Below are 14,494 nucleotides of genomic sequence, written 5' to 3'. Positions count from 1 at the left end.
AGTCCAAAAAAACGCGTAGCATTAAATAGATTTGACATATTCATCAAGTTTAATAAGGTCCGTAATTTTTTCCTTGCACTGTAACACAGCATTAAATAACAACTCCAAATCCAGTTTCGAATCTTCTACCGCCGAGTTTGGGAGAATAACATTAAAACCGCCTACTCCTTCTTCGGAATAGAGTGTATCCAAAGGCAATTCTCTTACTTTTTTAAAGCATAAACGATCAGTAATCACATGCATCGGAGCATTGAGTGCAACCTTATGATCATCAAGCAAAATAACAGCATCAATAAGATTATCCAGATCACGCACCTGATGTGTGGAGATAATCACACATCGATCGTCAGTAATGGCAGAAGCCATGATCTTTCGAAACTGAACCTTAGAAGGAATATCCAAACCATTCGTTGGCTCATCCATGATGATCACTTTCGTGTTAGACGCTAAACCGAAAGAAATAATATATTTCTTTTTCTGTCCATAACTCATGTTTGCTAATTTTTGCTCAATAGGAATATCGAACTCACGAATAAGCTGATCGAAATATACCTGATCGAAGTTGGGGTAGAACCCTGCATTAGCCTTCAGAAACTGTTCCGATTTTACGGCAGGGAGATAAAACTCTTCCGGAATAAAACTAATCTCTCTTAACAAGGAAGGTTCCCTTCGATTAGGGTTATGCCCCAGCACATCAACTCGCCCCGAAACAGGATATACCAAACCGGCAATATTCTTAAGCAAAGTTGATTTACCAGCACCATTCTTCCCCAACAAGCCATAGATATGCCCCTGCTTCAATTCAAGATCCATATGAAGAAAGAGTGGCCTTGATTTACTATAGCTGAAATTTAGATTTTGGATAGTAATCATACTACTGTATTATTTAATTAATACACTAATATAGAAACGAATTTTATATAATTCCAAAAATATTTTAAAAAAAATACAGGCAGGGCTTTGCTTACGCTCAGGCATTACTTTATTTTAATAGCGCCAATCGGGCATAGGACAACATAAACACTCAATTTATGTAATAAACATAATGCAATGACAAACAAATAGTTATTTAAATACATTATGAAATTCATAATAAACAAAAGGCAACTTTAACGAGATGCGTTATCCGTGTTAAAAAACTGAACAAATTACAACTATCCGCCAAAACTAAAATAACCCCATTCTAAGCCTAAATAAATTAAAACCACACAAACCCCTTGAGAAAAACAAACAGCACCTCAGAGAGGCTAAAAACAGCCAAAACCAAAACATACAAGAGTAGTATTGATTACTCAATAGGAAATACCTTTGTTCTTGCAATCATTTGAACTGTGTGTTTGGGCTAGTTAATCGTTATTCTCCACCTTACCGATGAATACCAAATTACACGCAATAGTAGTATTAACCAAGAGTTAAACAAAATACAAAACAAACTAATAATCAAAACGATAAAAAACTTATATAAACAAGAAATACACATAAATATGACATACTTTGAACAACAGATTAGTCAACTGATGAAAAACCTTCGTTTATTTTATGTGATGATATTGCTTAAAATAGCTTTAAATCTATTTTATTACCATCTTTGTCTGTATGATGAATTACATTTATCCTTTCATTCTAGCGATGCATTCTTTATGGAGATGGGAGGTATTGATTGTAGTAACGATTAGTCTCGTGAACTTTTTTTACAAAAGAAAAAAGGAACTTCCATTCTCCCCTACCGATCAATTTCTTGTAAAAATTACGGTTATTTCTTTTTATATTCAGCTATTTTTAGGTTTTAGTCTCTATGTACTGAGCCCCATCACACAGTACTTTCTGCAACATTTTGACGAAGCAGTTCACCTCAGGCAAATTCGCTTCTTTGGCATGGAGCACAGTAGCATGATGATTATTGCCGCAATCTGCTTAACAATAGGTGCCCTTAAAAGCAAAAACGCCGATACAAACGATCGACGTTTTAAAATATTATTAATCTGGTTTGGACTAGCTCTCCTGATCGTTCTTAGCTCCATTCCCTGGGAATTCTCGCCGCTGACAAGCAGACCTAGTTTTCGATCATTTTAATTAGCTATTTTGCCAGTTGGCTTTTCTCTTATTTCGCATTGCATCCATTCCTTCTTTGAAATCATTGGTTTTACGCAAATCCGCCAAGCTCTCCAATAGAAAGTTATACTTATCATCATAATCTTGCTCTTTTAATTTTCGCAGTGCTACAAAACCCCGTGATATGGCCAAGGGAGCATTTTCCAAGATCGTCCTTTTCAATTCAATCAATACTGTTTCTTCAGCATCCAGGATGCCATAAACGATTTCCCTTTTCAAAGCCTCCTCCGCAGAAAAAGACCGACCACTGATACAGAGATCCATGGCTTTTCTTTCAGGCATATATTCTGTAAGCAACGCCAACACCTGAAATGGAAAGAGCCCAATTTTCACTTCAGGCAAAGAAAAACGTACATGTGGGAGAGCAAATAAATACGTACAGGATAATGCTATCAAAAAACCACCTGCAATAACATCTCCCCTAACAACACAGATTGAAGGCTTATCTAAACAGGCAAATATTTCTGCCAGTGACTTTTCAACCTTGGGAATTGCCGAATTTCCAATATCTAATGTAGGGTCCTCAAAAGCTTTAAGATCCATACCAGCACAGAACACCGGACCTTCAGCCTCTATTTGTACTAAACGAACATCAGGATTGCTATTCGCCAGATTCAATGCATAGGCTATTTCGCTCACCATTGTCGGACTAAAAGCATTTCTTTTATCCGAACGGGCTAAGGTCAAGTTGAACACATGCCCCTCAACGTGCACTTTAATAAAATTCAGTTTTTCCATCTACAAAATCATTTGTCTGAAGCTATGCTCCAATCCGATTATTTCAGCATCAGTTCCTCGTCCAAAATAATGCAACAACAGCTCTGAAGGTATATTACCGACCAAATCATCTTTTGCAAATGGACAACCGCCATAACCGAGCAATGCGCCTTCAAATTTACGGCAACCCGCCAGATAAGCTGCTTCAATCTTTGCAAGACTCTCCTCTCGCCTTGCATGAAAATGTGCGCCTACTTCCAGTGTTGGAAAACGAGTTTTAACAAAACTAAATAATTCTGAGATCTGATTTGCATCGGCTTCTGAAGTTGTGTCTGCCAAAGAAAATTCCCGAATGCCAAGATCGCATAATTTTCCAATCCACTCTTCTACCAAAAGCGGGGACCAAGGGTCACTGTATGGGTTTCCAAAAGCCATGCTAATATAAACAACCAGAGATTTATGCTGCGAGTCGGCCAAAGCTTTCATTTCTTTTACCTGCTGATAAGAAGCCGCCAAGCCCATATTGGTATTTCGAAGTTGAAATGTTTCCGATATTGAAAATGGATACCCTAAAAAGTGGATTTTTTCCTCTAGAGCTGCCTCCTGCGCGCCCCGAAGATTGGCGACAATCGCCAATAACTTCACTTTTTCATTCGTTCTGATTCCTTCCAGTACTATTTTTGTATCCGCCAACTGCGGAACTGCTTTCGGCGAAACGAAAGATCCAAAATCAATAACATCAAACAGCCCACTTTCGATCAACGTATTGATATGTTTAATTTTCTTATCCGTCTCAATAAAGTTATGAAGCCCTTGAACAGCGTCTCTTGGGCAATCAATCAACACAACTTGATCCCTCATAATATGCTATAAAATATCTTTCTCAATCTCTCTAGCGATCACCATTTTCTGAATGCTTGAAGTCCCTTCACCTATTGTACATAACTTGGCATCTCTAAAAAACTTCTCGGCAGGATAGTCCTTTGTAAATCCATAACCACCAAAGATTTGTACAGATTCATTCGAAACACTAACGGCAGCCTCCGACGCATAAAGTTTAGCCATCGCACCAATTTTAGAAACACGATCTCCATGATCCTTTAAATAGCCTGCCTGCCTCGTCAACAGTTCACTGGCTTCCACCTGTGTCGCCATATCTGCTAGCGCAAAAGAAACCGCCTGAAATTCGTAAATCTTTTTCCCAAACTGCTCACGCTCGTGCGCATATTTCAACGCGCACTCGTAAGCTCCGCGTGCAATACCCAAAGAAAGTGCCGCAATAGAAATACGTCCGCCATCCAATAATTTTAAGGCCTGCACAAAGCCCTGCCCTTCTTCACCGATGAGTTGATCCCGATGAATCCGACAATTATCAAAAAACAGACAGGCAGTTTCTGAGGCACGCATCCCCAATTTATTTTCTTTCTTTCCTGCGGTAAATCCAGGTGTACCTTTCTCAACAATAAAAGCAGACATCCCTTTTTTATCTCCCTTAGCCCCCGTCCGCGCAATAACGACAGCAACACTAGAACTGATGGCATGCGTAATAAAATTCTTAGAACCATTCAACACGTAGTGATCACCATCTCGCTCAGCAAATGTCGTCATTCCACCAGCGTCCGAACCAGAACCGGTCTCTGTAAGTCCCCAGGCACCGATCCATTCAGCTGTCGCCAACTTTGGAAGATAACGTTTCTTCTGTTCTTCACTGGCAAAGCTTAATATATGATTTGTACATAACGAATTATGCGCCGCTACGGAAAGTCCAATTGAGCCACACACCTTGGAAATCTCATCCAAAACGGTAATATACTCCTGGTATCCGAGTCCCGATCCACCATATTCTTCAGGAACGATCACACCCATGAAACCGTGTTCGCCTAACTTTTTAAAAACTTCTATTGGAAATATTTGGGCTTCGTCCCATTCCATCACATAAGGTTTGATATGATACTGTGCAAAATCTCGTGCACTTTGTCTGATCATATCCATTTGTTGTTTATTTTCAATAAACATAAGCATGAATATTAAATTTACAATCGGTAATTCAATTCAAATATATCAAAATATTTAGGAATAAAATTGCAAATATTTTAAAATTTTATTTTAAATTTATCTAAAAATAAGAAATTCTTAATTCAACAGCTTTTTAAAACCAAGATTATAAATTATGAAGGAGCTACTCGCATTACTTCGCCAAAAAAGAGAAAATTTAAAACTAGGTGGTGGCATCGATAAAATAAAAAAACTGAAAGAAAAGGGTAAAATGTCAGCCTGGGAACGAATAGAATATCTACTGGACCCAGACCGAGAATATCTGGAAATAGGCATGTTTGCCGGCGAGGGAATGTATAAAGAACATGGTGGATGCATAAATGCGGGCTGTGCAGCGGTACTGGGCTATGTAAAATCCAAACTATGTGTCATCGTCTCTAACGATGCAACCGTAAAAGCAGGAGCCTGGTTTCCTATTTCTGCCAAGAAAAATCTACGCGCACAGGAAATTGCCATGGAAAACAATCTTCCAATCATTTATTTGGTAGATTCTGCAGGTGTGTTTTTACCGATGCAGGATGAAATATTTCCCGATAAAGAACACTTTGGCCGCATATTCCGTAACAATGCCCGAATGTCTTCCATGGGAATACCTCAAATTGCAGCAATCATGGGAAGTTGCGTGGCAGGTGGCGCTTATCTCCCTATCATGTCCGACTACGCCTTTATCGTCGAAGGAACAGGCTCTGTATTTTTAGCAGGCCCATACCTGGTCAAATCTGCGATAGGTGAAACCGTAGACGCTGAAACACTCGGCGGAGCTTCTACCCATTCGGAGATATCCGGCGTGACAGACAATAAATTTCCCGACGACCAAAGTTGTTTAGAGGCCATAAAAAATGTTATCGATAAAATCGGTGGAAATCCAAAAGCTAATTTCAACAGAAAGCAAAGCCTTCCTCCAAAAACAGATCCGAGTAAAATAGTAGAGATTCTTCCCGAAGACAGAACAAAACCTTATCGCATGCAGGATATCTTGAATGCAATTGTAGACGCAGATACTTTAGAGGAATACAAACCCGATTATGGAAAAACCATTGTCTGCGCCCTCGCACGTGTAGACGGTTGGGCTGTCGGGATTGTTGCCAATCAACGTGAAATTATCAAAGCCAAGAAACCCGGTAACGCAATGGAAATGCAGATGGGCGGGGTTATCTATAGTGATTCAGCAGATAAGGCAGCGCGCTTCATCATGAATTGCAACCAGCAGAACATTCCGCTTGTGTTTTTTCAGGACGTCACTGGATTTATGGTAGGAAGCCGATCAGAGCAAGGGGGGATTATCAAAGACGGAGCAAAAATGGTAAATGCAATGGCCAATTCCGTAGTTCCAAAATTCACTTTTATTGTTGGAAATAGTTATGGCGCAGGAAACTATGCGATGTGTGGAAAAGCGTATGACCCACGACTAATCTACGCTTGGCCTACTGCCCAAATGGCTGTCATGAGCGGTGCCGCTGCAGGCAAGACACTGTTTCAAATCCAAGAATCAGCTTTAAAAGCCAAGGGTCAAGAAATTAATGAAGAAGAAAAAAACAGTCTCCTTAAATCAATAGAAGATCGGTACAACGAGCAACTGAGTCCGTATTACGCTGCTGCAAGATTATGGGTTGATGGAATTATAGCGCCTGAAGAAACACGAAAAGTCATCAGCATGGGAATTGAAGCTGCCAACGAAAAACCTATTCTAGAACGGTATAATGTCGGTGTTATACAGGTCTGAGTGGAGTAAAATTAAATTAGAAAACCCCTCAAACGATAAACTTCGTCATCCGAGGGGTTTTCTAATTAGGTATTTTTATATCATACTATACTTAAGATCTTCTCCAGATTTTACTGATCGCTTCAAAGTCTAACAAAGATTCTCTGTTCCGCATAATATCTACTGACACCGCTTTTTCTACAGTCATTCCCGAAAAAATCTTCTTAATAGGCAGCTCCAGTTTTTTACCGCTTAACGTGTAAGGAATAGCCGATACCTGAAAAATATCGTCAGGCACATGTCGCGGACTATATTGTTGCCGAAGCTCCCGTTTAATCTCCCCTTTTAACGCATCATTCAATAAACCATTGTCCAATTGAACAAAAAGCAACATATCAGATGATCCATTTTCATGATCTACACAGATAACCAAACTATCCAAGACCCCTTTGGTTCTATTTAAAACATTATAGATCTCTGCAGTACCGATACGTACGCCACCGCGGTTTAGCGTTGCATCTGAACGACCGTACATAATTATTCCATCATGTGCAGTGATCTTAATCCAATCACCATGACTCCAAACACCGCTATATTTATCAAAATAACTATCAAAGTATTTTTTATTCGCCAAATCATTCCAAAAATAGATGGGCATACAGGGCATGGGAGCTAAAATAACAAGTTCTCCCACCTCTCCATAAAGATGATGACCATGCTCATCAAATGCTTCTATCTTAGAGCCTAGAGTGCGACATTGGATCTCCCCTGCATAAACATCAAGCAATGTACACCCCGAAAGAAAGGCACTGCAAACGTCTGTACCACCACTTAGCGAGACAATTTGACTCTTTGGAAACTGTAGATTTAGCCATTCAAATACATCTGGTGGAAGTGGTGAACCTGTCGATCCTATTGTTTTCGGCTGATAAGCCAAGGATCTTAAATCTTGATCCTGACAGGAGATGAGATAAGCAGCGCCAACACCAAAATGGTCAACCTTGCTTTCCTGTGCAAACTTCCATAAACTTAATTTATCGGGATAATTCGTAGCCCCATCATATATACACAATGTATTTCCCATTAAAAGGGCCGAAAGCGCGTAATTCCACATCATCCATCCAGTAGTGGAATACCACATGAATCGATCCCCGTCTTGCACATTTTGATGCAGTCCCAGTGCTTTCATATGTTCCAGCAGCATACCGCCAACTCCATGTGTAATGGCTTTGGGCTTCCCGGTAGTTCCCGAAGAATACAAAATCCATATTGGCGCATCAAAAGGCATTGCCGTAAATTGGAGCTCAGCTTGCGCAAGATCCATTTTCAGAATCTCTTCCCAAATATTGTCATCAATCAAAACACAAGCCAGTAAAGATGGTAGCCGCAGAGAAAGCTGTTTAATACTCTCCGCTTTTTCAAAAAGACGGCCATTATAGTAATAATTGGAATTTGCGAAGAGCACTTTGGGTTCAATCTGCTCAAAACGATCCTGAATACTCGCCTCCCCAAAATCGGGCGAACAACAGGACCAAACAGCACCAATGGAATTAACAGCCAAAAATAACGCAACAGCCTCAATGCCATTAATTAATACACCAGCGACGCGATCTCCACTTTGTACCCCTAGTTCTTTCAAATAGACCTGAAGTTTGAGAACCATGAATTCCAACTCAGTCCACGACACCTCTCTTTTAACTTGCTGTTCAGATTGAAAGATTAATGCCGGACGCTTTTCCGTTGTGTTTCGAAATACGTGTTCAGCATAATTCAAGGTAGCCCCAGCAAACCACTTTGTTCCGATAAAGCTTGTAGGATCTGCTGGCGACTCAACAATAGTTGTAAAGTCTGAATGAAACTTTATATTAAAATAGGTGGCTATACTCTTCCAAAAACTAGCCAGTTCTGTCGTAGACCATGTCCAAAGCTCCTGATAGGATGGAAAGAATAAGCCATGCTCCTTCTCGACATATTGTTTAAACTTATTGATCTCAGATTGAGATTTTTGCTCTTCTGTTGGGCTCCAGAGTAATTCCCCCATAATAGTTAGCTATAAAACGGTTATATCCAAACTTAGATAAATTTACTTGTATATGCAATTTTAAATATTTCTGGCGCCCCATAACTGCACAGCATATTTTTGGATTAAATACGAATGCTCAATTATAGCACTTCAATAGCGGTATTCATTTCTACCGGATGCCCCGTGCACAACAGTATTCTTCCTTGTTCAACTTCGCGGTCTGTTAACACCTCATTATAGTCCATTCTTACTTTCCCCCTTGTACACTGCGAAATACACGTACTACACATACCGGATTTACAAGAATAAGGCAACTTAATTTTATGCTCCAGCCCTATATCTAAAATAGATTTATTGTAGGGAACCTCTAGATGATAAGTTTTACCTTGAAAAGATAGTTCGATGGCATAGGTTGTTCTATCGACTTCCTTTTCGGTCTCATCATCATCATCCTCTTCATTTTCGGGCAATAGAAATGTCTCTCGTTTTATCTGATTGGAATCAAACCCCATCCCCAAAAGTGTAAAACGACATAAGTCCATATAAATCACAGGACCGCAAGTATAAAACAAAGCATCTTCCTTATTTCCAAACAAATGATCGTTAACAATAGCATGTATATAATCTCTATTTAACCTGGCTTTCATCAAGTATTTACTATTGGAGTAAATCCACACAATAGTTAAGCGATCAGGAAATCGATCTGCCCAGTGCTCCAATTCCGATCGGAACGGTGTTAACTCCAGCGTACTATTACTGTAAATTAAAACTATTTTGGACTTACTTTCAGCAAGAAGCGCTGTTTTCAGAATAGCATACAAGGGTGTAATGCCAATTCCTGCAGCAAACAAAAATAAGGTCCGAACCTTTTCTGGTTCAGGTTCATATACAAATAAACCCTGAGGTTCCATTGCATTCACGATATCCCCCTCCACAATAGTATGGTGGAGCAGTCGGGATATTTCCCCATTTTCGACACGCTTAACAGTGATACTTAAGGGCTCATCATTATCAGGCGAACTATTAAAAGAATAAGAACGACGTACCTCACGATCACCAAACACAAAAGAAAGTGTAATAAACTGCCCAGCTTTATAGGAAGGATAGTCTCCTGCTATAGACTCAAGCTGAAAAGTAATGTTATTATTAGGTTGGGGGATAATTTTTGAAATCCTTAATGTATACATAAATCAAACTTAGCTAAATTTGACTTTATAAACAATTATAATGCTCTAGCTACCCTGCCCTAAGGCTGCCCTGAAGCGTTCTTAAAGGCATGCAAATTATATGTTACGTAAATACCGTAAACCAAAATTCAAAACAATATATGCCACCCTAAAAGATGAATTTATAACAATTTTGTTGTATTACAATTAACAGACAATTCTTGCACAATATTTGTAAAATTTCACGTTATATTTATATCAAAACTAATCACAATAAGATTATATGCAAACACGCAAAAACTTCCTTCAAAATGCAGCAAAAGCTACACTTGGCATCGCTGTATCTGGATCAATATTACAAGATATTGCTTCCGCGAAAGCTACTGAATTAAATGCCGCTACCTTAAAGTTTTCCCAAGTAAAATTACCTTTCAGTTATGCCGCTTTGGAGCCTAATATTGATGCGTTGACAATGGAAATCCATTATACAAGGCACCATATGGCCTATATTAACGCCGTTAACGAAGCCATTCTTGCTGAAAATATCAAAGAAGCCTCAGAGGAGCAACTTCTAGCAAACATATCTAAGTACTCTCCTAAAGCAAGGAATAACGCTGGTGGAGCTTGGAACCATAACTTTTTTTGGGAAAGTCTGTCCGATAAGCCGAGCCAGCCCTCTGAAAAATTATTGACCATGATCAATAAGACATTTGGTTCTTTAGACAAATTCAAAGAACAATTTGCCACAGCAGCAACCACACGATTCGGTTCGGGATGGGCCTGGTTGATTTTGGATGACTCAGGTAACTTAAAAATTACCTCTACTCCAAATCAAGACAACCCTTTAATGGATGTTGCAGAGGTAAAAGGTATCCCCGTTTTAGGCCTTGATGTATGGGAGCATGCTTATTACCTGCACTACCAAAACAAAAGAGCTGATTATATTAAAAATTGGTGGAATGTTGTGAATTGGAAAAAAGTCAATGAAAGACTAGCATAAAAAAAAGCTCGATTAGTAATAATCGAGCTTTTTTTTATATCCGTTATGAACAACCTATCCTAACTTTTCTTTTAATTTGTTGACCTGAAAATCAACTAATTTTTGAAGTGGTCCAGAAGCGATCATCTTCATCATCATGTTGAGATCAGCATCTATAATAAAGGTTGCCTTTGTCACCGTATCAGCAACAACTTGCAATTCCCAACGAAGAGCAACCTCAAAAGGCGCCTTCTCCGAAGGAACCAACTTAATGAATTGATTCTCACCACGTTCTTCTACCTTAAGGGCCAATTTTGCCATATTCTGTATTGTAAATCGAGCTTCGTCCGTAGTCGAAGACCAATTGTAGATATTTTCCGGCATCAACTGTTCATGATTGTTGAGATCCGCCAAAAATGCATAGACCTCGCTGACATTTTTGTTGATTTCTGTTGTGTTCTGAATAGTAGTCATAACGATAAATTAATCTTTTTTATTGAAAATTATCTCCCCAAGTTGCAGGGTTCAATCGCCATTTTTTCAAGATCTCAATATCCTCTTCCAATACATAACTATTTTCAGCAGCGACCTGAATCAAAGCATCATAATTACATAAACTGAAATAAGGACATTTTGCATCGGCAAAATTATCAGTAGCTTGTTGCAATCCATAAGTAAAAATAGACACCAAGCCAACAACATTGCAGCCAGCCTCACGTAAAGCCTTTACAGCCACTAAACTACTCTTACCTGTCGAAATTAGATCCTCAATTACAACTACACGTTGACCGCTAACTACTTCACCTTCAATTAAATTCTGACGACCATGGTCCTTAGCTGAGCTTCTAACATAAGAAAATGGTAGTCCCAAATCCTGTGCTACCAAAACGCCTTGTGGAATACCTGCCGTAGCAACTCCAGAAATCATATCCACTGATCCAAACTCTTCTTGAATAAGCTTAGAAAGCTTTTGACGAATGTATGTACGAATCGCAGGATGAGATAAAGTGATACGGTTATCACAGTAAATTGGAGACTTCCAACCCGACGCCCATGTAAAAGGACTTTTAGGTTGCAATTTTATTGCTTTAATTTGCAATAAGGATTCAGCAACTTTTTGTTCAACCTCATTTAAATTATTCATGGCGCAAATTTATAAAATTTATATGAACGAAACCGTGCTAATTTTAGCAGATTTTGTTCCATCGAAAACCAAAAACCAACAAACAATTAGTTTTCAAGAGATTGACCTCCAAAAACTTTTCAAACAATCTGAAATTGATAAAGTTCCAAAAACATATCTCTACATCAACAAGGATTTTGAAACTGTATTTCAAAACTTAAAAAATAAAATTAAGCTCATCAAAGCAGCCGGTGGATTGGTGAAAAACGGTGATGGAGATTATCTTTTTATCTACCGATTAGGAAAATGGGACCTCCCTAAAGGTAAAGTCGAAGACAATGAAAAAATGCGGGAAGCAGCTGTACGCGAAGTTGAAGAGGAATGTGGCATTAAAATCAACTACTTAGGAAAAAAAATTACCACATCATACCATACTTATTTTTTGCGAAATGGAGAATTCGTCCTAAAAGCAACAAACTGGTATGAAATGGGAGTCAACAAAGTCCCTAAATTGATTCCACAAACCGCAGAAGATATTACAAAAGCGGAATGGCGTCATGTGGACCAATTTGAAGACATACGGAACAATACTTACCCTATTATCGAAAATATCCTCAAAAAGGCAAAATAAGTTGCCTTTTTGAGGTTCATCTGACACGAATAAAAAAGATCATACCTATTTTTATGTTATGGAAAATATAACAGGAAAAAGAGCCTTAATTACAGGTGGCGCGCGGGGATTAGGAAAAGCAATTGCCTATGCATTAGCGAAAGAAGGTGTTCATATCGCGATTACTGGGAGAAATGAAGCTGCTTTGAAGAATACGGCTGCGGAACTTGCCGAGCTAGGCACTGAGGTCACTTATGCCGTTTTTGACGTATCAAATTATAGTGCTGTACAACAGGAGATCGAGCAACTGAAAAACACTTTCGGCAGCTTTGATATCTTAATTAACAATGCGGGAGTGGCATCATTTTCCTCTGTGCTCGACATGGACGTTGCCGATTGGACATCGATCATTCATACCAATCTCTTGGGTACATACTTTGTTACAAAAGCTATCCTTCCACAACTGATTGAAAAAAATCAAGGCGATATCATTATGGTATCTTCGACTGCCGGATTAAATGGCGCGGCCACCACTTCCGCTTATAGTGCGTCAAAGTTTGGCGTCATCGGCTTCGCCGATTCTTTAATGCGGGAAGTACGGAAAAACAATATTCGTGTATGTACGTTAATGCCAAGCACGATCGCTTCCGATATGTCCAAAGAACTTGGACTTACCGATGGCGATCCAGAAAAAGTTCTCCAGCCTGAAGATTTCGCAGAGTTAGTAGTTGCCAATTTAAAACTACCAAGAAGAGCAATGCTAAAATCAGCATCTTTATGGTCTACAAATCCTTAACAGTTGAACCACGGTTCGCAAAGATTTAAATAAAGGCTTCTGAGGGGCTCTCTTTACAAAACAAAGAATTGATCAAGGCGGGAGCTTTCCTTGCTCCTGCCTTCTATAAACACGCAATTATGAGTCAATTATTTTCATCAGTAAATATTGGAAACCTCCAATTGAAAAATCGTTTGGTCGTATCTCCAATGTGCCAATACTCCGCAAAAGATGGTTTTGCAAATAACTGGCATTTGGTTCATTTGGGCCAGTTTGCAATCGGCGGAGCTGCAGCAGTAATACAGGAAGCAACAGCAGTTAGCCCTGACGGTCGAATCAGTGATGGAGACCTTGGTTTATGGGAGGACCAGCATATCGAAAAACTAAAAGAAATAACCGAGTTCATTAAAGAAAATAATTCCATACCGGGCATACAACTTGCTCATGCAGGCCGCAAAGCAAGCAGTAATAAACCTTGGGTCGGGCGGAATCAATTTTCACCAACGGATCCACAGGGTTGGCAAACAGTCGCCCCATCTCCGATCCCTTTCCATGCTGGAGATTATGAACCACAGGAGCTTGATCTAGACGCCATTGAAAATCTGATTGAACAATTCGGAACAGCAACGAAAAGAGCCATACAGGCAGGCTATGAAATTATTGAACTCCACGCTGCACATGGATATCTGATCCATCAATTTCTTTCACCACTGAGCAACTTACGGACAGACTCTTTCGGCGGGATCTTTGAAAATAGGATACGTTTTCTTATTGAAATTGTGAAAAGAGTAAAACGAGAAATAACAAGCCAAAGTTTATGGGTACGTATTTCAGCAACAGATTGGGCCGAAGCAGGCTGGGATCTACAGCAGTCTATAGCCTTATCGCAACTACTGTATACATTGGGGGTAGATTTAATTGATGTGTCGAGTGGAGGCTTGGTCTCCTATCAAAAAATAGATGTCGGACCAGCATATCAGCTCCCTTTCGCCATCGCGATTAAGGAACATACCAAGAATAACGTTGCCACAGTAGGTTTAATCAAAACGGCTATTCAAGCGTCTGAGATCATCGCACAAAAGCAAGCTGATTTAATCTTAATCGCACGGGGATTTCTTGATGATCCACATCTTCCATTACATTTTGCCAAAGAATTAGATGCTGACATCCCCTGGCCTAAACAATATGAAAGAGCAAAATAAGATGAAACATTGTAAAATAGTCTGTATATG

The 14,494-nt window shown here is 39.4% G+C and carries 14 protein-coding genes; 6 read left to right on the top strand and 8 right to left on the bottom strand.

Annotation, left to right across the window (positions count from 1 at the left end; genetic code table 11):
* Nucleotides 1-21 precede the first annotated feature (21 nt).
* The gene (locus B2X72_RS01265; RefSeq protein ID WP_088162207.1) at nt 22-873 is read right to left on the bottom strand and encodes an ATP-binding cassette domain-containing protein; all 852 of its coding nucleotides are present in this window, start codon (nt 871-873) and stop codon (nt 22-24) included.
* Between the two features lie 723 nt (nt 874-1,596).
* Here B2X72_RS01265 and B2X72_RS01260 point away from each other — a divergent pair.
* Nucleotides 1,597-2,073: a hypothetical protein gene (locus B2X72_RS01260; protein ID WP_088162208.1), complete on the top strand. Its 477-nt coding sequence runs from the start codon at nt 1,597-1,599 to the stop codon at nt 2,071-2,073.
* Here the strand turns inward: B2X72_RS01260 and B2X72_RS01255 are convergent, their stop codons facing one another.
* From B2X72_RS01255 to B2X72_RS01245, 3 genes are read right to left on the bottom strand one after another with little or no spacing between them, the layout of a single operon-like run.
* On the bottom strand, nt 2,074-2,850 hold the full coding sequence (locus tag B2X72_RS01255; protein WP_088162209.1) for an enoyl-CoA hydratase/isomerase family protein: 777 nt from the start codon (nt 2,848-2,850) through the stop codon (nt 2,074-2,076). It lies immediately after the preceding gene.
* Nucleotides 2,851-3,690 carry a hydroxymethylglutaryl-CoA lyase gene (locus tag B2X72_RS01250; RefSeq protein WP_286848105.1) on the bottom strand — a complete coding sequence of 280 codons (840 nt, stop codon included), beginning with the start codon at nt 3,688-3,690 and terminating at the stop codon, nt 2,851-2,853. It lies immediately after the preceding gene.
* 6 nt (nt 3,691-3,696) lie between these two features.
* Complete coding sequence (locus tag B2X72_RS01245; protein WP_070567729.1) at nt 3,697-4,845, bottom strand: acyl-CoA dehydrogenase family protein; 1,149 nt, start codon at nt 4,843-4,845, stop codon at nt 3,697-3,699.
* A 154-nt stretch (nt 4,846-4,999) separates the two neighbouring features.
* On the opposite strand from B2X72_RS01245, the gene B2X72_RS01240 reads away from it, so the two are divergent.
* Nucleotides 5,000-6,607, top strand: a complete 1,608-nt coding sequence (locus B2X72_RS01240; RefSeq protein WP_088162211.1) for an acyl-CoA carboxylase subunit beta — start codon at nt 5,000-5,002, stop codon at nt 6,605-6,607.
* Between the two features lie 91 nt (nt 6,608-6,698).
* Here B2X72_RS01240 and B2X72_RS01235 read toward each other — a convergent pair whose 3' ends face one another.
* Nucleotides 6,699-8,627, bottom strand: a complete 1,929-nt coding sequence (locus tag B2X72_RS01235; RefSeq protein ID WP_286848104.1) for an acetoacetate--CoA ligase — start codon at nt 8,625-8,627, stop codon at nt 6,699-6,701.
* Nucleotides 8,628-8,749: 122 nt separating this feature from the next.
* Nucleotides 8,750-9,796 (bottom strand): ferredoxin--NADP reductase, encoded by a 1,047-nt coding sequence (locus B2X72_RS01230; RefSeq protein ID WP_286848103.1) that lies wholly within the window; start codon nt 9,794-9,796, stop codon nt 8,750-8,752.
* Between the two features lie 262 nt (nt 9,797-10,058).
* On the opposite strand from B2X72_RS01230, the gene B2X72_RS01225 reads away from it, so the two are divergent.
* The gene (locus tag B2X72_RS01225; RefSeq protein ID WP_286848102.1) at nt 10,059-10,775 is read left to right on the top strand and encodes a superoxide dismutase; all 717 of its coding nucleotides are present in this window, start codon (nt 10,059-10,061) and stop codon (nt 10,773-10,775) included.
* 54 nt (nt 10,776-10,829) lie between these two features.
* On the opposite strand, the gene B2X72_RS01220 is transcribed toward B2X72_RS01225, so the two are convergent.
* Both B2X72_RS01220 and pyrE read right to left on the bottom strand, forming a co-directional pair.
* A complete protein-coding gene (locus B2X72_RS01220; protein WP_286848101.1) occupies nt 10,830-11,228 on the bottom strand; it encodes an SRPBCC family protein in 399 nt (132 codons plus the stop codon).
* A 19-nt stretch (nt 11,229-11,247) separates the two neighbouring features.
* Entirely contained in the window at nt 11,248-11,898 is a 651-nt protein-coding gene (gene pyrE, locus B2X72_RS01215; protein ID WP_070567741.1) for an orotate phosphoribosyltransferase, read from the bottom strand.
* A gap of 22 nt (nt 11,899-11,920) precedes the next feature.
* Here pyrE and B2X72_RS01210 point away from each other — a divergent pair, with 22 nt between their 5' ends.
* The 3 genes from B2X72_RS01210 to B2X72_RS01200 all read left to right on the top strand — a co-directional run bounded on the left by B2X72_RS01210 (nt 11,921) and on the right by B2X72_RS01200 (nt 14,464).
* The gene (locus B2X72_RS01210) at nt 11,921-12,508 is read left to right on the top strand and encodes an NUDIX domain-containing protein (RefSeq protein ID WP_286848100.1); all 588 of its coding nucleotides are present in this window, start codon (nt 11,921-11,923) and stop codon (nt 12,506-12,508) included.
* A 58-nt stretch (nt 12,509-12,566) separates the two neighbouring features.
* Nucleotides 12,567-13,283, top strand: a complete 717-nt coding sequence (locus B2X72_RS01205) for a 3-ketoacyl-ACP reductase (RefSeq protein ID WP_286848099.1) — start codon at nt 12,567-12,569, stop codon at nt 13,281-13,283.
* Nucleotides 13,284-13,402: 119 nt separating this feature from the next.
* The gene (locus tag B2X72_RS01200; protein WP_088163629.1) at nt 13,403-14,464 is read left to right on the top strand and encodes an NADH:flavin oxidoreductase/NADH oxidase; all 1,062 of its coding nucleotides are present in this window, start codon (nt 13,403-13,405) and stop codon (nt 14,462-14,464) included.
* The last annotated feature ends 30 nt before the right edge of the window (nt 14,465-14,494 follow it).

The organism is Sphingobacterium sp. UBA7253 (genome assembly GCF_002472745.1).
Classification (GTDB): Bacteria; Bacteroidota; Bacteroidia; order Sphingobacteriales; family Sphingobacteriaceae; genus Sphingobacterium; species Sphingobacterium siyangense.
Note: the sequence above shows the minus strand (reverse complement) of the source record. Positions and strands in the feature narration are given on the sequence as shown.